The organism is Pseudomonas thivervalensis, from assembly GCF_001269655.1.
In the GTDB taxonomy this organism is placed as follows: Bacteria; Pseudomonadota; Gammaproteobacteria; order Pseudomonadales; family Pseudomonadaceae; genus Aquipseudomonas; species Aquipseudomonas thivervalensis.
This window is the reverse complement of sequence record NZ_LHVE01000007.1, coordinates 800,766-822,827: the sequence shown is the minus strand read 5'-3', so window position 1 is coordinate 822,827 and position 22,062 is coordinate 800,766. Positions and strand designations below refer to the sequence as shown.

11 protein-coding genes are annotated in these 22,062 nt (G+C 64.1%); 5 read left to right on the top strand and 6 right to left on the bottom strand.

Translation table 11 applies throughout. From position 1 onward, the window contains the following. Positions 1-46 precede the first annotated feature (46 nt). Both AD659_RS11335 and AD659_RS11330 read right to left on the bottom strand, forming a co-directional pair. Complete coding sequence (locus AD659_RS11335; RefSeq protein WP_053121185.1) at positions 47-1,372, bottom strand: NAD(P)/FAD-dependent oxidoreductase; 1,326 nt, start codon at positions 1,370-1,372, stop codon at positions 47-49. A 327-nt stretch (positions 1,373-1,699) separates the two neighbouring features. Then, positions 1,700-2,584, bottom strand: a complete 885-nt coding sequence (locus AD659_RS11330) for a LysR family transcriptional regulator (protein ID WP_053121183.1) — start codon at positions 2,582-2,584, stop codon at positions 1,700-1,702. A gap of 95 nt (positions 2,585-2,679) precedes the next feature. On the opposite strand from AD659_RS11330, the gene AD659_RS11325 reads away from it, so the two are divergent. The 3 genes from AD659_RS11325 to AD659_RS11315 all read left to right on the top strand — a co-directional run bounded on the left by AD659_RS11325 (position 2,680) and on the right by AD659_RS11315 (position 5,872). Then, positions 2,680-3,816 carry a DSD1 family PLP-dependent enzyme gene (locus AD659_RS11325; protein WP_053121181.1) on the top strand — a complete coding sequence of 379 codons (1,137 nt, stop codon included), beginning with the start codon at positions 2,680-2,682 and terminating at the stop codon, positions 3,814-3,816. Then, positions 3,806-4,279, top strand: a complete 474-nt coding sequence (locus AD659_RS11320) for a RidA family protein (RefSeq protein ID WP_053121179.1) — start codon at positions 3,806-3,808, stop codon at positions 4,277-4,279. Before AD659_RS11325 ends, AD659_RS11320 begins: the two co-directional genes overlap by 11 nt. A gap of 114 nt (positions 4,280-4,393) precedes the next feature. Next, positions 4,394-5,872, top strand: a complete 1,479-nt coding sequence (locus AD659_RS11315) for an aldehyde dehydrogenase family protein (RefSeq protein WP_053121177.1) — start codon at positions 4,394-4,396, stop codon at positions 5,870-5,872. Here AD659_RS11315 and AD659_RS11310 read toward each other — a convergent pair. Then, a complete protein-coding gene (locus AD659_RS11310) occupies positions 5,861-6,838 on the bottom strand; it encodes a helix-turn-helix transcriptional regulator (protein WP_063680194.1) in 978 nt (325 codons plus the stop codon). The genes AD659_RS11315 and AD659_RS11310 overlap by 12 nt on opposite strands. A gap of 228 nt (positions 6,839-7,066) precedes the next feature. Between AD659_RS11310 and AD659_RS11305 the strand changes: the two genes are divergently transcribed. Next, the gene (locus tag AD659_RS11305; protein WP_231987685.1) at positions 7,067-9,121 is read left to right on the top strand and encodes a TonB-dependent receptor; all 2,055 of its coding nucleotides are present in this window, start codon (positions 7,067-7,069) and stop codon (positions 9,119-9,121) included. Between the two features lie 23 nt (positions 9,122-9,144). Here the strand turns inward: AD659_RS11305 and AD659_RS11300 are convergent, their stop codons facing one another. Genes AD659_RS11300 through AD659_RS11290 form a run of 3 tightly spaced genes read right to left on the bottom strand, consistent with a single transcriptional unit; the run spans position 9,145 to position 15,302 of the window. Continuing rightward, on the bottom strand, positions 9,145-11,292 hold the full coding sequence (locus AD659_RS11300) for a TonB-dependent receptor (RefSeq protein WP_053121173.1): 2,148 nt from the start codon (positions 11,290-11,292) through the stop codon (positions 9,145-9,147). Positions 11,293-11,325: 33 nt separating this feature from the next. Next, the gene (locus AD659_RS11295; protein ID WP_053121171.1) at positions 11,326-14,421 is read right to left on the bottom strand and encodes a hypothetical protein; all 3,096 of its coding nucleotides are present in this window, start codon (positions 14,419-14,421) and stop codon (positions 11,326-11,328) included. After that, positions 14,418-15,302 (bottom strand): ABC transporter ATP-binding protein, encoded by an 885-nt coding sequence (locus AD659_RS11290; RefSeq protein ID WP_053121169.1) that lies wholly within the window; start codon positions 15,300-15,302, stop codon positions 14,418-14,420. The genes AD659_RS11295 and AD659_RS11290 overlap by 4 nt, the downstream gene beginning before the upstream one ends. A gap of 303 nt (positions 15,303-15,605) precedes the next feature. Between AD659_RS11290 and AD659_RS11285 the strand changes: the two genes are divergently transcribed. Continuing rightward, positions 15,606-22,043 (top strand): non-ribosomal peptide synthetase, encoded by a 6,438-nt coding sequence (locus AD659_RS11285; protein ID WP_053121167.1) that lies wholly within the window; start codon positions 15,606-15,608, stop codon positions 22,041-22,043. The last annotated feature ends 19 nt before the right edge of the window (positions 22,044-22,062 follow it).

Below are 22,062 nucleotides of genomic sequence, written 5' to 3'. Positions count from 1 at the left end.
TGAGAATGCGCCCGTTCATTGTTTGGCGGGTGAGTTTCCAGTGCCCTCAGAACTCCGCGACCTTGCCCCAAGCCGAAGATTGGAAACGGTCCGGGTGATAGGGGCGCGGATCGACCAGTGGGGTCATGTCAGTGACAATGTCGGCGATCAAGTGGCCCGCACCCGGGCCGATACCAAAGCCGTGACCGCTGAACCCCGCCGCCAGCACCAGGCCAGGCAGGTTCGCCATCTCGCCGATGCCCGGGACGCCGTCAGGCGTGCTGTCCACATAACCTGCCCAGGCTGCGGTGACAGACGACGTTTTCAGCATTGGGATCAGGTCTACCGCGCGCTTGTAAGTCAACTCAACCGTCGAGGCGTCTGCCTTAGGATCCAGAATTCGCATGCGCTCCATCGGCGTCGGCTGGTCCAACCGCCAGCGGCCCAAGCCTTCGTGTCCCGACTGGAAACCCTCCAGGCCACCCGGCGCCAGCTTGCGCCACCGGCGCTGGAACATCGGCAGGAACTGCGGGGCGAAACGCAGCAGTTGCAAGGTCGGGTCCACGCGCCCTCGGCCACTGATGGCCAACGTGATTCCTCCATCCGCGCGACGGGTCATGGAGACTTCATCCGTGTGGAGTGCATCCGGTATCTCTTTGGCGCCCTTGGAAACCGACAGGATCGTCTGGCGAATGGACGCCTGGGGAAAGCGAATGCCGTATTGACGGCAGAACGAGGACGCCCAGGCGCCACCGGCGAGCACTGCGAGCTTGGTGCGAATGGTGCCTTTTTCGGTGACGACCGCGGATAACCGCCCGCCTTCAGTCTCAAGGCCACGTGCGGCGCAACCCTGGTGCACCGTGCCGCCCAGCTTGATGATCGCCCGTGCCACCGCCGGCGCGGCACGGGATGGATCTGCCGTACCGTCGGTCGGTGAAAAGACCCCGCCTTTCCAGGGTTTGCCGGTCACCCGGCCATGCTCGGCGGCCTGCTCCGCCGTCAGCATGTGGGTTTTCACATTGACGGTACGGGCAAACTCCCCCCATTTTGCCCAACCGGCCAGCTCTTTCTCATTGTTGCTCAGGTAGAGCAGGCCACATCGTCTGAATCCTGTGTCCTCACCGGTCTCTGCTGCAAACTGCTCCCAAAGATCCAGGCTCTTGGTCGACAGTGGCAGCTCGCGAGCGTCTCGATTCTGCTGGCGGCACCAGCCCCAGTTTCGACTCGACTGCTCTGCCCCTACGCGCCCCTTTTCCACCAGCGCGACCTTCATGCCGCGCTTGGCCAGGTAATAGGCCGTGAAGGTTCCGATAATACCGCCGCCGATCACGACAACGTCAGCATGTGTCGGAAGTTCAGAATTCGTCTCTACGGAAATTAACGGTGCTGGCATTTTAGGGATGTCCATTGAGGGCCGGGGCGTTTAAGAAGCGTCTTCTTCAGCCGGTCGCGGGTGCATGGGCCTGCACTGAGGGTTGCGACCAGGGCAAGTCGTTACTCCGTTCAGGGAGCATCGGTGCCACGCTGAATCATGGGGTTATTACAACACCATGAAACCGTGCATAAACGGTTAAAAGTATAGGTCTGCTGGTACAAAGCACCGTTTTGCGCGATGTGTTCAGCAGACTTTGCGGGATGCTTCGGTATTTGCTCTTGGAGACTTAGTTTTGTGTGCATATCCGTTACCTAAATAATGGATATACACACCAAACTCTGCCAATCACCCTTTCAACGCCTCTTCCAAAAAAGCCACCAAAACCTGCACCCGCGGGCTACGAAGTTTTCGTGAAGGCACCAACAAGTTGATCGACGCGCTGTCGAATTGCCAATCCGCCAGCACCCGAACCAGACGATTATCGGCAATGGCGTCACTCACATCCCACTGCGAACGCAGCACCAACCCCAAGCCCTGCTCAGCCCAACGTCGAGCCACGCTGCCATCGTTGCTCAACATCGCGGGCTCGATGCGCAGGGTTTTACGCCCCTGCCCCTTACGCAGATGCCACAACGTGACATCTTCATCATTCTCACGAATGCAAATGCAACGGTGCTCGGCGAGTTGCTCGGGCGACGACGGCGTGCCGTGGTGCTCCAGATAAACCGGGCTTGCGCATAACCACCGGTCGTTTGGCGTAAGGAGCCGGGCTACCCACTGGCTGTCGTTGAGATGACCGATGTGAATCACTGCATCGCTGTCGTGACGATCAGGCCAAGGGGTTTCACGCAAATCCAGATGCAAACACAACTGTGGGTGCAGCTTGGCGAAACGGGCCAGCAACGGTGCGATGCGTTGCCGCCCATAGCCGAACGGCGCCGCCAGCCTGAGCGTGCCGACCAGTTGTTCATCTTGTTGCTTGAAGGACTCCGGGAGCGCCTCCAACTGCTCCAGCAAGCGCGCGCTTTCCCGGGAGAAACGCTCGCCATCGGCGGTGAGGCTCAGGCGCCGGGCATCGCGATTGGCCAACGTCAGGCCGAGCCGCACCTCCAGCTTGCGCAGGCGCATGGACAGCGCCGGGGGCGAGACATTCAGGGTTCTGGCGGCAGCACTCAACGACTCGGAGCGCGCCAGCGTCACGGCCAGACGCAGATCCTCGATGGAGATCATTCAATTCTGCTTAATGATTGATGACATTGCATTGAAGCACAGCTTCACGAGCTTTTTGTAGAGTTCGCCCTGTACCTCGCCAGAAGAGCCCTACCATGTCAGCCTCTATTGCCTCCCTCGACACCCCCGCCGCGATCGTGGATGTGCCGCGTATGCAGCACAATATCCGGCGTATGCAACAACGCATGGATGCCCTGGGCGTGCGTTTGCGCCCGCATGTCAAAACCAGCAAATGCCTCCCCGTGATCAAGGCGCAGCTCGCCGCCGGTGCCTGCGGCGTTACGGTCTCTACCTTGAAGGAAGCCCAGTACTGTTTCGCCGAAGGCATCTGTGACGTTTTCTACGCCGTCGCCATCGCGCCCGGCAAACTGACCCAGGCCCTGCAGTTGCGGCGCAAAGGCTGCCAGTTGAGCCTCCTCACCGACAGCCTTGATGCTGCCCGGGCCATCGTCGCCTTCGGCCAGCGACACAATGAACGTTTCGACGTCTGGATCGAGATCGACTGCGATGGTCATCGGTCGGGCCTGGACCTCGAAGACCATTCCCTGCTTGAGGTCGCACGGGTACTCAGCGAGGGAGGCATGCAGCTTCGCGGTGTGATGACCCATGCCGGGTCAAGCTACGAGCTCGACACCCCTGAAGCGCTGCAAGCCCTGGCCGAACAGGAACGCAATCTCTGCGTCAATGCAGCCCAGCGAATCCGCCAGGCCGGTTTTCCATGCCCGGAGGTCAGCATCGGCTCGACGCCTACGGCATTGTCGGCACTGAACCTGGAAGGCGTCACCGAAGTGCGCGCAGGCGTCTATGTGTTCTTCGATCTGGTGATGCACAACGTCGGTATCTGCCAGGCGCACGAGCTGGCGCTGAGCGTGCTGACCACCGTCATCGGTCATCAGAAAGACAAAGGCTGGGTCATCACCGATGCCGGTTGGATGGCGATGAGCCGTGACCGGGGCACGCAGCGCCAGCAGCGAGACTTTGGTTACGGCCAGGTGTGCACCGAAACCGGTGATTGGATCGAGGGAGCGCTGCTCACCGGAGCCAATCAGGAGCACGGGATCGTCGCGCTTGAAACGGCCGGGGGTGTCGACATCACCGCGCGTTTCCCCATCGGTAGCCGCCTGCGCATCCTGCCCAACCATGCCTGTGCCACAGGCGCGCAGTTCCCGGACTATCACGCGGTTGATGCCGAGGGCGGCGTGCAGCTCTGGAGTCGCTTGCATGGCTGGTAATCAAGCAGGCGCGATCAACCTGATCGACACGGCCGACGCCGCAGCGCCGGGTGGACATTATTCCCAGGCGGTCGTGCACCAGGGCGTTCTGTATGTGTCCGGGCAACTGCCCATACGCGCCAATGGCGTCCACAGTGTCGACCAACCATTTGAGGTCCAAGCCTCCATCGCGCTGGATAACCTGGTGGCGATCCTCAGCGCAGCGGGCCGAAGCACAAGCGACCTGCTGAAGGTCACGGTCTACGTCGCAGGCATCGAACACTGGCCTGCCTTCGATCGAATCTACGCCCGTTACCTGGGAGAACATCGACCCGCGCGAGCGGTGGTGCCTGTCCCGGCCTTGCACCACGGTTATCTGATCGAAATCGAAGCGATGGCGCTGAGTACGAAGCGCTCACAAAAAGGGTCTGTTGCGCAGCCCAGCGGGAGCAAGCGCCCTCGCCACAGGGTAATGACAAGTTAGCCCGGCAGATACGGCAGATTCTCCTTTGCGCCCTTGAAGAACGGCATATTTTCCCTGGGTTGCTTTGTTAGCTTATTGAGCAGACTCGACATGCTGCTTTAAAGGACCGCCTGGATGACTACCCACACTTCGAATCGCTACAGCGTTGATCCGCAGACCGCCCACCTGTTCTACATCAATGGCGGTTGGTCGGCGCCGGTCAGTCCGGCCAGTTTGCCGGTGATCAGTCCGGCAACGGAGGAAGTCGTTGCACAGGTGGCCAGCGGTTCTGCCGAGGATGTCGATCGGGCGGTCGCGGCGGCGCGTGCCGCGTTTGCCGATTGGTCTGCCACTTCCACAGCTGCGCGTGCGCGGGTGCTGGGCAAGATCCATGAGCTGATCCTTGAGCGCAAAGAAGCGTTTGCCCAGGCGATCTCCTTGGAAATGGGCGCCGCCATCGGTTCTGCACGGGCGATGCAAGTCCCCCTGGCGGCCGAACACGTTCGGGTCGCCCGCGACCTGCTGTCCACGTATCGTTTCCAGACCGTCGAGAACGGCACCGCGATCCAACGCGAACCTATCGGCGTCTGCGGCCTCATTACTCCCTGGAACTGGCCGCTTTATCAAATCACCGCAAAAGTCGCCGCGGCGCTGGCGGCCGGCTGCACGGTGGTGCTCAAGCCCAGTGAGCTGTCACCCCTGAGCGCCCTTCTGTTTGCCCAAGTGGTCCATGACGCGGGCCTTCCACCGGGCGTCTTCAACCTGGTGAACGGCAGCGGTCATGGGGTCGGCGCGGCGATGGCCGCACACCCGGATATCGACATGATTTCGATTACCGGCTCAAACCGCGCAGGCGCACTGGTGGCCCAGGCGGCCGCGCCGACGGCGAAACGGGTCGGGCAGGAATTGGGTGGTAAATCCCCGAATATCCTGCTGCCCGATGCCGACTTCGCCAAAGCCGTCCCGCTGGGCGTGATGGCGGCGTTCCGCAACGTCGGCCAGTCGTGCAGCGCCCCCACTCGGATGATCGTGCCCAAGGCCCGGCTGGCGGAAGTCGAAGCGCTGGCGGCCGCCACCGCCAACGCAATCATCGTCGGCGATCCGCAATCACCGGAAACGGTACTCGGCCCCATTGCCAATGAGGCTCAGTTCAATCGCGTGCAAGCCATGATCGAGGCTGGCCTGCATGAGGGGGCCAAACTGCTGTGTGGTGGGCTCGGACGTGTGAAGGGTTTTGACAAGGGTTTCTACACCCGCCCGACTGTTTTCTCCGAGGTGGATAACGCCATGCGGATCGCCCAGGAGGAAATCTTCGGGCCGGTGCTGTGCATCATTGCCTACGAAACCATCGATGAAGCGGTCGCGATCGCCAACGATACGATTTATGGTCTCGGCGCCCATGTTCAATCACAGGACCTTGATCTGGCGCGCGCGGTGGCTTCTCGTATCCGCGCGGGGCAAGTGCTCCTGAATTACCCGGCCTGGAATCCCATGGCGCCCTTCGGTGGCTACAAACGCTCGGGGAATGGCCGTGAGTACGGTGTCTTCGGCCTCGAGGAATACCTGGAGACCAAGGCGATCGTCGGGTTTGGCGCACCGGGCCTAGATCGATAGCTTGTTTCTTCCGCCATGCTTGAGGATCGAAGGGTTGATCCCGAACTGCTTGCGAAAGGCGGTGGCGAAGTGGCTGGCATTGGCATAGCCGAGATCCGACGCGATTCGCATCACCGACTCTTCGCCGTTCAACAAGCGACTCCGGGCCTGGATCATCCGCGCTTGCTGGAACACGCCATAGACACTGTTGAAGAACAACTGGCGGAACCCGCGGGTGAGCTTGGGCTGGCTCATGCCCGACTCGCGCGCGAGTTCCGACAGGCTTGGCGCCTTGCCCAGGTCGGCCAGCAGGTGTTCGCGCGCACGCAACAGGCGTTGGCGGTCGATGTGGCTGACCCGGCAGGTGCACTCCACGTTGCGGCGTGCCTCCAGGAACAGGCTGACCAGGGTCACGCTCTGGCCATACAGCCACAGGCCGCTTCGGGGTTGGCCCATTGGCACGTCAGGGCTCGGGTCCATGGCCTTGCACAACAGATGCGCCGTCGCGCTCATTTCGCCACTGCGATGACCATCAAGGAAACAATGGTCACAGGCCAGTGCCTTGTTCAGCAGCGGGTCGAGTTTCAACTCCCACTGTGACAGCACCTCGGGACGAATCATGACCGTGATGTTGTCGATCTCGCCATGCTGGTGATAGAGGCCATCGCGACGACGGCCATAGCTGATGCAGCCCGCCCCTTCGTCAATCACGTAGCGGCGCTGCCGACGACCGTCACGGAAGCTGCAAGCGGCCTTGCCCTTGAGCAGGTTGGTGAAGCTGAAGTGAATGCAGTCGCTGTCATCCTGCAGGGGCAGTTCGATCGGCTGCTCGAACTTGCTTTGCCAGCGCACGATGTCGAGTCCGTCCTGCAGGGCCATGCGCGTGACCCGGCAGTGCGCCCCGGGTCCCAGGTCGCTTCCATATTCTCCCGTAATGATTCGCGAGACCGGCATCGGCTCTCCTGCGCCTCCTTGAACGACTGACATCGTGAATCTCCTGGTTGACCGGATACGGCTCGAATCAGATCACATCGGGGTAGAGTTATGCAATTGATAATTATTAGCATCTGGCGCGTCGCACACGCTGCGCCAATCCGTTACTGCCGACGGTCACGCGCACCGCTCAGAACCCTCAGTCAAGGTCCCCTTATGTCTGCACGACGCAACACGACGACTGCCCCTCGATCTAGCTACAAGTGTAATACTATAACAATAGTGTTGACTTGGACACTGGCCAGTCCGGCCCTTGCCGCCACTGGCGAGGTCTTTGAATTACCCGTCTCTACCGTGACCGCGCGCATGGAGCAGGAGGATCCCAAGAGCCTGCCCATCAGCCTTAGCGTGATCAGCGGCGAGCAACTGCGTACCCAGCGCCTCGACACGCTGGAAAGCGCCCTGCGCAATACGTCCGGGGTCAATGTCAATTCATCTGGCGGCCCCAATGACTTCAACGTGTTGATCCGTGGCGTCGGTTCGCTGTACCAGATGTCGATGGATGACAGCTCGGTGGCGTTCAACATCGATGGTGTGCCGGTAGCATCGCGCAGCCTCGGCTTCGGCACCCTGGATATCGACCGCATCGAAGTGCTCAAGGGGCCCCAGGGCACGATGTCCGGGGCGATTGGCCAAGCGGGCGCGGTGAATATCACCACCCGTCAGCCGACCCGCGAACTGGAAGGCTATGTGCGCGGCGAAGTCGGCCAGGAGGGCCAGTTTCTCAGCGAAGGGGCCATCGGCGGGCCGATCAGCGACAGTCTCAGCGGTCGCCTGGCGGTGCGCCGTGCCGGCTATGACAGCTGGATCGACAACGACCGGACCAACGACCCCATCACCGAACCGCGCAACGAGGCTTATCGCGCCAGCCTGCTCTGGGACCTCAACGATGAGACACAGGTATTGTTCAGTGCCGAACGTCAGAAAACCGAGCGCGCTACCAACTCGCTGGTGCTGCGCCCCTATGGCAGTGACCCCAGCCTGGACCTGACGCCCGGCCTGTTCGACGACAATGACAAGATCACCGAGCGCTATACGGTCAAGGTCGATCATGATTTCGCCAACAGTCGCCTGACCTCGACGACCGCCACGTCCACCGCTGACTTCGAGGGGTTGATCGCCTACGACAGCAAATTGATGGGCGCCCTGTATGGCACGCCCAGCGAGTACTGGGTGGTGGACACATCCTTCGAGCGCAGTTGGAGCCAGGACCTGCACTTGAGCTCCCTGCCCGACGCCGACACGTTCTGGATCGCCGGCCTTGCCGCCAGCCGCAACGAACGCAGCTACGACACCCCGCGCAACACCTATGGTACCGACAGCGCCAGGTTCCGCGATTTCACCACGACCACGTATGCCGGCTACGGCGAAGTCACCTTCCCGCTCACCGAGCGCCTGAAACTCACCACGGGCTATCGCCATTCCTGGGATCGCAAGACCTACGACGGCCAATACATCAATGGCGCCAGCGCCGTAGACGATTCACGCAAGCTGACTGACCATTACGGCACCGGCCGCGTGGCCCTGAGCTACGCGCTCACCCCGCAAACCAACGTCTACGTGCAACTGGCGCGGGGTTATAAATCCGGGGGGTTCAATGACTATGCCTCGCAGGTCAGCGACAGCGAACCCTACAAGGCCGCCGTCAGCCGGGCCGCTGAACTGGGCTTCAAAAGTGAAACAGAGGATCGCCGTGGCAGCTTGAACGGTGCGTTGTTCTACACCCGCGTGCACGACGACCACCTGCTGGGCTACAACGCGGCAACTTTCGCCACCAATGCGTTCAATGCCGATACCCGCACCCGCGGCGCCGAGCTGGAAGGCACCTGGCACTTCGACCATGGCCTGACCCTGGCCGCCAGCGCCACCTACCTCGACGCCAAGATCACCAGCGCCGTCCACGGCATCCAGGCCGGTGACATCGCAGCCGGCAACCGTACCCCGGATGTGCCGCGCTGGAGCGGCAACTTCAACATCAGTTGGCGACACCCGTTGGGCACCTTCGCCAGCATGGGCGAAACCACCCTGAACACCAGCCTCAATTATCGCTTGGTGGGCGAACGCGCCGCCGATCCGCAGAACCATTTCAACCTGGACAACTACGAGAAACTCGACCTGCGCGCAGGCCTGGAAAGTCGCTTTGGGGAGGTCTATGCCTTCGCCGACAATCTGCTGAACCAAACCTACGACACCTATGGTTTCTACAGTGACCCGGTGGCCTACGGTGCGCCGGCACGGCGGCGCACCTTGGGGGTTGGCTACACCTATCAGTTCTAACCTGCCTTTGATTCAAAGGGCATTCAGAACGAATAACTGTACCCCACGCCGGCCGAGCGCCCTCGGCCCGGCATGCCGGTCAGCACCTGATCGTTGGAATACGACCCATACAAGTCATAGCGCGCATCGAGCAGATTGTCGCCCCACAGGTAGACTTCCGAACCGTCACTTTCCAGGCCCAGGTGCAGGTCCAGCTTGGCGTAGCCCTTGAGGTCGTAGTGATTCTGCGGGTCGGCCGGGCGATTTTTCTGCACGCGATAATTGACCAAGGTGTTCAGGCGCGGCGCCGGCAAGCCGAGGAACGCGCCCAGCTCTTTCTGCCAGGCGACGCTGAAGTTGCCGCTCCACAGCGGCACATCCGGCACACGACTTCCCGCCGCGACATCACCGCCAGAAACCCCTGGTGCATCGGAGGTCACCACCGCGTTGGTGTAGCTGATGGCGCTGCCCACTGTCAGCTCATCGGTGACATGCCACGTACTCGACAGCTCGGCGCCCTTGCTGCGGGTGTCGGCATTCACGGCGCTGACCGCCAGGGTATTGAAGTCATACCCCAGCAGGTGATCGTCCTGCACGCGGGTCAGGAACAGCGCCCCCTCCAGGCTCAAGGCCCCCTCGGCGCTTTCATGCTTGAAGCCGACTTCGACGGCGTTCACCTTGGCGGCCTTGTAGGGCTCGCTGTCCTTGACCGAGGTGGCGTAATCGTTGAAACCGGCGGATTTATAGCCTCGCGACAGCACCGCGTACAGGTTCGTCTGCGGCGTCAATGTGTAGCTCAGCGCCACGCGCCCGGTGCTGTAGTTATCCTGCAACCGGCGGTTGTCGCCGACGGTATCGCCGCCGCTGGAATAGTCGGCCCCATAGGTCTTGCGGTCCCAGGTGTGGCGCAGGCCCGTGGTGAGTTTCCAGTCTTCGGCAACCGGGTACGTCACCTCGCCGTAGGCGGCATAGCTGTTGGTGCTGAAATCGCGCGTCTGTTGTGCGCCGTTGGTGAAATTGTCGGAATCGAAGCTGCGCTCGGAGCGCGACAGGTTTACCCCGGTCACCCAGAACACATCGGCGTCCGCCAGCGAGCCCAGGCGCAGGTCCTGGCTCCAGACGCGCTCCTGGGCAGAATCTTCGATCAGGTATTCGAACGGTGAACCGTACAGCGCCTCGGTGATGTTGCGGTCATAACCTTTGACCGCGTTGAAATCGGTGCTGGTGTAAGCGCTGATCGAGGTGATCCGCGCCTGCGCCAGGTCATGATTGAGTTCGAAGGAATAACGCTCGTTGGTCTTCTGGTTGCCATCGAACGTGCCAGGCGTGTAGTCCAGGCTGGGACGGCTGCCAAACGGGCGCAGCATCTCCAGGCCGGCGTAATGATCGGCGCGCTGGCGCTCGGCGGTCAGCAGGCCGGTCGTGCCCTGATCGTTGTCCCACAGCAAGCTGCCGCGCAGGGCCAGGTCGCGCGGCTGGGTCAACGGGTCGCCGTCCTGCTGGTCGTCGACCCAGTTATCGAAGCCGGCGCGGCGCACGGCAATGCGCCCCGCCAGGGAGTCGGTCAATGGCCCGCCGACAGCGCCTTCGGTCATGAACTGGCCGAGGCTGCCAACCTCGCCGCGCACATAACCTTCCAGGTCGCGCGTTGGCTTGCGTGTGGTGACGTTGATCGCGCCCGCCTCGCTGTTACGACCCAACAGCGTACCCTGGGGCCCCTTGAGCACCTCCACCTGTTCAACGTCGAGGGTGGCCATCGCCGCGTTGCGCACCGACATCGGCACCCCGTCCACATTCAACACCACCGAGCCGTCGTCCATGCTCATCTGGTTCAGCGAACCGACACCGCGAATGCGCACATTGGCGTCGTTGGCACCGCCCCAGGAATTCACATCCACGCCCGGCGTGGTCCGCAATGCGTCTTCAAGGGTGCGCAAGCGTCGGGTTTCGAGGGTTTGTCCGTCGATCACGGTAAGCCCGAAGGGAATATCCTTGGCGCTTTCTTCGTTCAATCGGGCATTGACCATCAACGGAGCCAGTTCGATCACCTCCGCGCTGGTGGCAGGTTGATAATCAGCGGCATAGGCCGTGCACATCTGGCTGGACAAGGCCAGCGCCAGGGTTTGGGTCAAGACATTCTCCCGCCAGCCGAAGGGACGGCGCAGCGGTTGGATCGACAGCGGTGCTGACATGGAAAAACTCCAGGCAAAAGGGATGGTTCGAATTCATTGCGCAGGCCCCCAGCGCTTGAGCGCTGCGGTGATCGCCTGATCGGAGGGCGCGCCCAGCAGCTGCTGGATCGCGGTGGGCCATCCCTGGCCGTTTCGGATGCTTGCGGTCATTGCCGTCAGTTGCTCGGCGCTTTGTCCGGCCACCCAATCCAGGCTGGCCAGCGGTGCGTACATCGCGACCCAGCCCTGTTCCCGGGCCGTGGCCAAGGTGCCGACGGGCTCGCCGTCATTGCTCAAGGCGCGGGTCAAGTCATCGGCCATCAATTTCACCAAGACCGAGCGGGCTTCAACGCCGTCGGCGTCACCGACACACAGCAAGCCGATCGCGCCGGCCACGCCCTGGCTCAGCCACAGGTAACCCGGGGCCTGGCGCAGGTCGCTGGCGTCGGTAAGCATTCTGCGTGCTAGCCGTTCGGCGATATGCGCGCGGCGCGTCCAGCGTCCGACACCTGCCTGCGCCACGTCCCAGTCCGGTGTCTGGCTGAGCACAAGATGATGCTGGCTCAAATGACTGGTACCCATGCCGGTCGGCCACTGGCTCAGGGACTCGACGGTCGGGTGACTGCCCAGGCGCCGGGCTACACAGGCGGACATGGCTTCCAGGTCTTCGCGCGCTTCACGGGCGGTTTGCTGGCGACCGGCATCGGCGAGCACTTGCACGCCGTCGAGGTCTTGTGTCGCCGCCGTGTGATAGGCGAAGTCCAGTGGCCCCGCGCTGTGACCATTGAACGCCTGGTCATCGACCTCGATCCGCCATTGCCACGCCCCCGCCGGTGCCACCGCGTCCACGGCGACCGCCGACCCTGCCGGTAGACTCGGCACCTCAGGCGGCAAACCGGCTTCGGCACGTTGTACCGGTGCGCGCAGCAAACGCTCGCTGTCCAGGCCCAGGCGTGGGATCACCCGGCGCGCTTGCAGCCACACGCCTCGCGGCCCCAGCCAGAATGCCTCACCTTCGGATGGCCAGCCGGCGGCATCCAGCGTCCAGTTCAGTTGCACGCTGCAGCCGCTCGCCGCGCACTCCGCCAAAGGCACGCGCAAATGCCCCGCCGCCTGTTCGAAAAGGACCGGCCGCCCCATGACGCTCACCGCCGTGACGTGCAAACCCGGCGGCAGTTCTGCGTCCAGGCGCCCATTGGCGGCGATCACGGTTCCCAGCGTCCACTCACCTTCAACGCGTCGTGCAACGCTGTCGATGCGCAAGTGCAAGCGCCCGTCCGCCACCTGCCAGGCGCCCGCCCCGGCCAGCCATCGCTGTTCCCATTCGGCGCGCTCGGCCCGTTCCTCGGCCACCGACTGGTAATCGCCCTGCTCCACCAGATGCCGATGCAACAGCGCGCCGCTGCCGAGCAAACCCACGCCCCCCAACACCAGCAGTGCACCGGGCAAGCCCAGCAGGCTGTGGCGTACATCGATCAGACGGCGTCGCTCCGGACCACGGGGCAAGGCCAACGCCGCCACCGCGACCATCACCAGGCAGCCGGCCAGTTTCCAGCTGGTCAAGGTGGCGAGATAAGGCATCCAGGGCGCCCAGCCGGTGAGTTGCGACAAGGCCACGTGGGCCGGAATCGCCATGGCGTAGGCGGGATAACTGACCAGCCCCAATTCATGGTTGAGCACCAGGAAAAACGTCAGCAGCATCGATGTCGCATACGCCAGGCCGGAACGACGGATCAACGCATGCACCAGCACCGTGAGCATCGCCAGTTCCAGCAGCGGCGGCGCGAACACCAGCGCCTGATAGATCAACACAAAGCCCGGCGCCAGATTGTCGGGGGCGTCCAGCGCGCTGATCAACAGGCTGGCAACGCCCGGCACCAGTGCCAGAACCAGCGTCGCCACCAGCACGCAGGCCACCCGTCCCAACAAGCGCAGCCACGCCGGTGCCGGGGTAGCCTGCAGCATTGCGCCCAAGCCTTCGACGTCGTCGCGCCGGCACACCAGCCCCACCAGCGCGGCGATAATGAAGGCGATCACCAGGAACGACGCGCTCGATAACAACGGCAAGATCAGATCCGGTCGCGGCACCATCGGTCCGCGCGCATGCCACACGATGTGGACAAACCCACTGAGTATGCCCATGGCCAGCAGCAACCCGAGGGCGACCCAGCCGATGCGCCGGGCAAACAACTGCCGCACCTGCCAGCGAACCTCGCGCCACAAGGCCCGCGACCAGCGGCTGGCGGACAACGGGCCAGGCAAGCGCACGTGGCTGGCCAACAACATCGGTGGCTCGGCCAGCACAGCGCCGCTGCGGCGCCCCATCAAGCCCTGGCGACTGGTGCGGGCCAAAACGACGGCCAGCAGCAGCAAGGGCAACCCACACCACAGCGCCCGGTTAAGCCAGAACCCCGGGGTCAATGCCAACAGCGATTGGGATTTCTGCGCGGCGCTCCAGGTTTCCACCTGGGCCAGGGCAAAGGTAAACAGCGACGGATCGAGGCTGGCGGCCAGCAGCGGGTTGATGTGCCCGCCCTTGAGCACCACCACCGCGAACATCCACAGCAGCATGAGCACCGTCGCCAAGGCAAACGGTGCGGCCAGGCCTCGGCTGCGCAAGGCCAGCAGGTAATACAACGCGCCGATCCCGGTGCTCACCGGCAACAGCAAGGCGACCCAGGCAAACCCCAGCGCCGCCCACATGGGCGCGCCGATGCTCGCCGCCGGCACCCAGTCGAGCCAGCCCAGCACCGGGCTGACGAGAAAACCGACGATCAATGAACTGGCGAGCAAACCACCCACCAATGCCGCACCGATAAAACGTCCCCACAACAGCGCCGGCAGGGACAGCGGCAAGGCCAACAGCACCTCTTCCAATTGCGCCTTGCGGTCCCTCAGGGCCGGTTGGGCAAACACCCAGGCCCAGGCAAAAAACAGGAAAAACATACAGCCGCACGACATCAAGTAAATCAGGCTCGGCGCATTGCGGGCGATATCGCTGGCGCCCATTTTCTGCACATAGTCGGCGTTGGTCAGGGCCATCAGCAGGTAGCCGGTCAGGCCAAGGAACACCAGCAACGGAATGCCGCTGCGCAGACCGGCGCGCACTTCCACCCAGGCCTCGCGCATCAGCAGAGCAAAGGTACTCATGCGTCGAGCGCCTCACCCGCCTGGGCCAGGGCCAGGTAATAGATGTCTTCCAGGCGCGGCGCATGGGGCACGAAGCGTGGATCGGCAGGACGCTCGCCGTGGACGATGACACGGCTGCCCTGCGGGCTGGCGGCCACATGCAAGGCAGCCGGCAGCGACTCGCCACGGTCCAGGGACGCTTCCCACAACCGGCCCTGCTCGGCGCCCAGCAACTGCGCCGGGCTCCCTTCGACAATGATCTGCCCACCGGCCAGCACCGCCAAACGACTGCAGAGGTTTTCGACGTCTTCGACGATATGGGTCGAAAGCAACACGATGGACTCGGCGGCAACATCGGCCAGCACCCGATGGAAACGGTTGCGCTCGGCCGGGTCGAGGCCCGCCGTGGGCTCATCGACGATCAACAAGCGTGGCGAGCCCACCAGCGCCATGGCGATGCCGAACCGCCGCAACATCCCACCCGAATAGGTGGCGAGCGCCCGATGGGCGGCCTGCTGGAGGTTGACCTTGTCCAGCAGGCCCTCGATTTCCTCGCGGCGCTGGCGGTTGTCGGTACGGCCCTTGAGCCAGGCAAAACGATCGAGCAAGTCCCGTGCGCTCACGCCCGGGTACGCGCCCAATTGCTGCGGCAAATAACCCAGGCGGCGGCGTAAATGATCGGAATCGGCCAACACATCCGTCCCGTCCAGGTGAATGCTGCCGGCGTCGGGTTGCTGCAGGGTCGCCAGGGTTCGCATCAAGCTGCTTTTGCCCGCGCCATTGGGCCCCAGCAAGCCATACATCCCTGGGCCGACATTCAGGTCCACGCCGCGCAGCGCTTCGACGCCGTTGTTGTAGCGCTTGCGCAGGCCGCGCACTTGTAAACCCGAATCGACAGACATCCGCAACTCCAATCAGAGGGACACAGGCCCTGCATGAGGGCGGCGAGCGACGGTAGTCAAGGCCATGGGGCGGGCTCTACCCGATTCAAGTCATTTTCCAACCGCATCCTGCGAGCGATCGGCGTTGTGCGTAGCCACCACGGCGCTGCAACCGGTGAGCGAGACGCGGATGCGGGGCAAAAACGATTCGATCCGGGTAGTTGCCAAAATGAGAATGACTAGCATCTTCCCTCAAGCAACTGCCTGCCCCCAGCGCCTGGGCCAACCCCGGTCCGGGCCCTAGCAATGAGAAGACGTTGAGCCATGGCCACTCCCAGCACCTCAACCGCGACACTGCTGCGCCAATCCCTGTCCCAGGCCCTCGACCTGCCCGCCGACCAGATTCCCCTGGAGGCGAACCTGATCGAATGGGGGCTGGATTCCGTCACCCTGATTCGCCTCGCTGGCCAATGGCGCCGCCACGGCCTGGCCGCGCGTTTTGCCGACCTGATCGCCGACCCGCGCCTGTCAGCCTGGCTGGCCCTGCTCGAGGTGGCGCCTCAAACCCCGGTTGCGGTCACCACGTCCGCGGACGACGGCCAGCCTTTCGAACTGGCGCCGATGCAACACGCTTATTGGATCGGACGCGCCCCGGGCCAGCAGTTGGGCGGTGTAGCCGCGCACTTCTATAACGAATTCGATGGCCGCGACGTCGACCCGATCCGCTTGGACGCTGCCGTGCGGGCGCTGCTGGCGCGCCACCCCATGTTGCGCGCGCAGTTTCTCGACGACGGCCGCCAGCGGATCCTCGCCCGCAGCCCTTGGCCGGGGTTAAAGGTGCATGACTTGCGCCAGGCCAGCGCCGAGCAACAGCAGCAGCGGCTGGCGGCGTTGCGCGCGGAGCTGTCCCATCGCCAATTGGCCGTTGAACACGGTCAGGTGCTGGACATCCAGTTGTCATTGCTGCCCGACGGCACGCGCCTGCACTTGAACCTCGACATGCTCGCCGCCGATGCCCTGAGCCTGCGCACCCTGCTCGGCGACCTGGTGCAGCTGTATCGTCAACAGTCCTTGGCCGCGCTGGACTACAGCTTTGCCCGTTACCTGGCCGACCTGCGCCATGAACATGCCAGCCCCGAGCAACGTGCGCTTCATCAGCAAGCCCGGGATTATTGGTTGCAGCGCCTGGATCAGTTGCCCGGCGCCCCGCGCTTGCCCATCAAGCCCCAGGGCGACGATCGCCAAGTGCGGCGCCGTCACCATTGGCTGCCGCCGTCCCAGCGCCAGGCCTTCGAGCGCCACGCCCGGGAGCACGGCCTGACGCCGGCGATGGCCTTGGCGGCGGTGTTCTGTGAAGCCCTCGGTGCCTGGTGCGAGGCGCCCGAGCTGCTGCTCAACCTACCGCTGTTCAACCGCACGCCTCTGCATGCCGATGTCGACCGCCTGGTTGGCGATTTCACCTCATCGATCCTGCTGGCTTGGGACGGTCACGTCAGCGGCACGTTCGCTGCTCGCGCCACGGCACTGCAACGGCGCTTCCACAGCGATGCGGCACACAGCGCGTTTTCCGGCCTGGAGGTGCTGCGCGAACTGTCCCGGCAACGGGGTGAGCAGGTTCTGGCGCCGGTGGTGTACACCAGCGCCCTGGGGCTGGGGGAATTGTTCGCCGAGGGCGTGCAGGCCTGCTTCGGCCAGCCGGCCTGGATCATTTCCCAAGGCCCGCAAGTGTGGCTCGACGCCCAGGTCACCGAGCTGGATGGCGGCATTCTGGTCAATCTCGATGCCCGTGAAGGGTTGTTCGCCGACGGTGTACTGGATGGTTTGTTCGAGGCGTATACCGGGCTGTTGCAGCGCCTGTGTTTTGAAGCTTCGGCCTGGAACCTGTCGCCTCCAGCGCTGATCCCCGCCAGCCAACTGGCGGTGCGTAACGGCGTCCAAGGGCAGGCAGCGCCCCTGCCGGTACAGCGCCTGCACGAAGCCTTTTTTGCCCGGGCGCACCTGACGCCCACCCTGCCCGCCTTGTTGTTTGGCGATCATCCCGTCATCCACTACGGCGAACTCGCCGAACGTGCCCTGCAAGTGGCGGCCTACCTGGAGGCCCAAGGCGTGCGGCGCGGCGACGTGGTGGCACTGCAACTGCCCAAGGGACCCGAGCAGGTGATCGCGGTGCTGGGCATCCTGGCGTGCAGCGCCACGTACCTGCCTGTCAGCGTCGATCAACCGACGGCGCGTTGCCAGAAAATCTGCGATTCGTCGGGCGCACGCTTATTGCTCACGCAACTGCCCGCCACCAGCACTGCGCTGGACGCCCCCCGGCCCGGAGCGATCAGCGACCTGGCCTATATTCTCTATACCTCCGGCTCCACGGGTGAGCCCAAGGGCGTGGAAATCAGCCATCTGGCCGCCGCCAACACCCTGGAAGACCTGCAACGGCGCTTGCAACTGAACAGCGACGACCGAATCCTCGCGCTCTCGGCGCTGGAGTTCGACCTGTCGGTGTTCGACCTGTTTGCCGCGTTGTCGACCGGGGCGGCGGTGATCGGTATCGAGCCCGAGGCGCAACGTGATGCCGGACGCTGGCGTGAACTGGCCCTGCGGCATCGCGCCAGCGTGCTCAACTGCGTGCCGGCGTTGCTCGACATGTTGCTCGGCTGCGCCCCCGCCGGTGCCCATCTGCCCCTGCGCGCGGTGTTGCTGGGCGGCGACAAAGTCGCTCCAGACCTGGCGCCACGGCTGTGGGCCCAAACGCCCGGCTGTCGTTTCATGGCCTTGGGCGGTGCCACCGAAACCGCCATTCACTCGACCCTGTTCGAAGTGCTGCCCGGCCAACCCTTGTCCTGGCACTGCCTGCCCTATGGCACGCCACTGGACAACGTCCGCCTGCGCATCGTCGACCCGCACGGCCACGACTGCCCCGACTGGGTGGCCGGTGAACTGTGGATCGGCGGCGCCGGTGTTGCCGAGGGTTATCGCGGCGACCGGGTGCGCAGCGCCGAACGCTTTGTCGACTACCAAGGCCTGCGCTGGTACCGCACCGGCGACAGTGCGCGTTATCACCCCGACGGTAACGTCGAATTCCTCGGGCGCACCGATTTCCAACTCAAACTGCACGGCTACCGCATCGAAGCCGGGGAAGTCGAAAGCGCCTTGCTGGCCTGGCCCGGTATCGAGCAGGCGGTGGCGCTGCTGGCCGGCCAGCAATTGGCGGCGGTGGTGCGCCTGACGAACGGCCCCGCGACGCCTACACGCCTGGACCCAACGGGCCTGGCCGAACATCTGGCCGAGCGCCTGCCGAGCTACATGATCCCCGGCACGATCCTGGGCTGCGGGCAGTTGCCCTTGACCGGCAACGGCAAGGTGGATCGCAAGGTATTGACCGACTGGTTGGCAGCCAACAGCGCCCCTGTGCAGGCCAACCTGTCCCCTCCCTGCGGCGACATCGAAACCCTGGTTGCGCATGCCTGGCAGCAGTTGCTGGGCTGCGCTGAGGTCTGCCGTGAACACAACTTCTTCGCCCTGGGCGGTGATTCCCTGAGCGCCACCCGCCTGGTGCGCCTGCTTGCAGAGCAAGGGCTGGGAGGCGCGCGGATCGCCCAGGTGTTCGCCAAACCGGTGCTGGCGCATTTTTGTGCCGATTTGCATCGACAGGCCCATTCCGAACCGCAGCACATGATTGTGCCCGACCTGCCGCAACGCCATGCGCCCTTCCCCATGACCGAGGTGCAACAGGCTTATTGGCTGGGCCGCGACCCGAGTCTGGTACTGGGTGGCGTGAGTTGCCACTTCTATCGCGAATACGACGTCGAGGATCTCGACCTGCCGCGCCTGCAGACCGCGCTGGATCGCTTGATCGAGCGCCACGAAATGCTCCGTGCGGTGTTCGATCAATGCGGCCAGGCGCGCATCCTGCCCCTGCAACAGCTGCCGTCCTTCAAAATCGGCCAGGGCTACGCAAACCTCGACGACTTGCGCGAACACTGTGCCCACCGGGTGTTCGATCCGGGCCAGTGGCCGCTGTTCGATGTGCAGGCGGTGGCCAATGGTCGACACACGCGGCTGGCCATCAGCCTGGACAACCTGATCCTTGATGCCCTGAGCATCCTGCGTTTCTACGCAGAGCTCGATGCCTTGTACCGTGACCCTGGGTTGACGCTGGCGCCCCTGGCACTGTCGTTCCGCGACTATCAAGTGCAATCCGCCGTGGACGCGGCCGAGCTGCAAGCCGCGCAACACTTCTGGCAAGAACGCCTGCCCGAGTTGCCGCCGCATCCGCAACTGCCACTGGCGGTCGACCCTGCCAGCCTGGGTCAACCGCGCTTCGAACGCCTGCAAGGGCAAATCGACGCTCAAGCCTGGCGGGCGATCCTGGCCAAGGCTCAACAGCATGGCCTCACCGCCTCGGCCTTGCTGCTCTGCGCGTTTGCCGAAACCCTCGGCCGCTGGAGTGCGCGTCCCGACCTCAGCCTCAACCTCACGCTGTTCGATCGTCGAGCGCTGCATCCCCAGATCGATCAGGTCATGGGCGATTTCACCTCCCTTACGCTGCTCGGCTATGTTCCGCTGCCCGGCGAGCGCTGGGTCGACCGCGCCCGGCGTACCCAGCGAACCTTGGGCGAGGCACTGGAGCACCGGTGCCTCGGCTCGGTCAGCCTGTTGCGGCAGCTGGCCCGGGGCAATGGCGAGCAACAAGTGAGCATGCCCGTGGTGTTCACCAGTGCGCTCGGGGTCCCGGATGGCACGGCCGCGCCGCTGGACGGGCCGTTTGCCCGGCAGGTCTATGGCCTGACCCAAACCCCGCAGGTCTGGCTCGACCATCAGGTGGTGGAAGCCAACGGCGGCATCGCCTTGAACTGGGACTACGTGGTCGGCCTGTTTCCCGAAGGCTTGGTCGAAGTGATGTTCGACGCCTACCTGTACAGCTTGAACTGGCTGGCCGAGCACACCTGGGACAACCCACCGCCCGACCTGCTGCCCCAAGCCCAGGCGCAATTGCGCGCCCAGCTCAATGCCCCGGGCCCGAGCGTGCCGGGTGACCCGACGTTGCACCAAGGCTTCTTCGAACAGGCACGCCAAGCGCCACAACGCCCGGCGTTGTTGTGGGCTGAGCACGGCACGCTCAGCTATGGCGAGCTGGCCGAGCAGGCGCTGCGCATTGCGGGCAGCCTGGTGGACGCCGGCGTTGTGCCGGGCGACCTGGTCGCGGTGTCCCTGGCCAAGGGCCCAGGACAAATCGCCAGCGTGCTGGGCATCCTGGCAGCGGGTGCCGCGTACCTGCCGGTCGGTGTCGACCAACCGCTACAGCGTTGCCAACGCATCCTGCAACAGGCCGGCGTGACGCTGATCCTGGCCGGGCACGACCCGCAACTGCCGAGCGTCAAGCACCTCGATCCGCTCCACGCGCTGGAGGCTGAACCGCTGTCGACGCCGCTCGCCGTCTCGGCCGCAGAGCTGGCCTACGTGATCTACACCTCCGGCTCCACTGGCCAGCCCAAGGGTGTGGAAATCACCCACCGCGCAGCGATGAACACCGTGGCCGAGGTCAACCGCTGCTATGGCATCGACGCCAGCGACCGCACGCTGGCCCTGTCCGCACTGGATTTCGATCTGTCGGTGTACGACCTGTTCGGCCTGCTGTCGGTGGGCGGTGCGCTGGTCTTGATCGAAGAGGACCAGCGCCGCGATGCCCGGGCCTGGCTCAAGGCGTTGCAACATCACCGTGTGACACTGTGGAACAGCGTCCCGGCGCTGCTGGACATGCTGCTGGAAGCCAACGCTCACGACCGCCAGCCACTGGGCCTGAACGTGGCGTTGCTGTCGGGCGACTGGATTGGCCTCGACCTGCCCCAGCGCCTGCGGCAACAGGCGCCAGACTGTCGTTTTATCGCCCTGGGCGGCGCCACCGAAGCGGCGATCTGGTCGAACCATTACCCCGTGCGGCAAGCGCTACCGGATTGGCGCTCGATCCCCTACGGCGTACCGCTGGCCAACCAGGCCTATCGGGTGGTCGATGCCCTGGGCCGCGACTGCCCGGATTGGGTCACCGGCGAGCTGTGGATTGGTGGCGCCGGCGTCGCCCGGGGCTATCGTCACGCGCCACAGTTGAATGCCGAGCGCTTTATCGACGGCTGGTACCGCACTGGCGATCTGGGTCGCTACCACCCCGACGGCCTGCTTGAGTTTCTCGGGCGTGCCGACAGCCAGGTGAAGATTGGCGGCCATCGCATCGAACTGGGCGAAATCGAGGCTGCCCTCGCCCGTCACCCCTGCGTCACCAGGGCCGTGGCGCTGGTCACGGACAACCGGTTGATGGCTGCCGTCACCGCCAGCACCGACGCACAGGTCTTGGCACGACATCTGGAGCAGTGCCTGCCGGGGTACATGCGCCCGGAGCAAATCCTGGTGCTGCAACACTTGCCCCTGAGCAGCAACGGCAAGATCGATCGCCGGGCGCTGCAGGCCTCCTTGGCCGACGCCGCCCAGTCGCGCCCGGCGGTGGACGACCAACCGCTGCGCCCGGACGAACAAGTGATCGCTGAACTCTGGCAGCAATTGCTCAACGTGCCGAGCGTGTCGCGCCACGACAACTTTTTCCGCCTCGGTGGCGACAGCCTCCTGGCCACGCGTTTTCTCGAAATGCTGCGTACCCGCCTGGGGCTTGAACTGCCCATGGGCCAGTTGTTCGGCGCCGCAACCTTGACGGAGGTGGCGCAGATCCTTGAGCGCCAGCCCTCCTCGGACGCCGTTGAAGAGGGCGTCATCTGATGCCCGCACAACCCCTCTT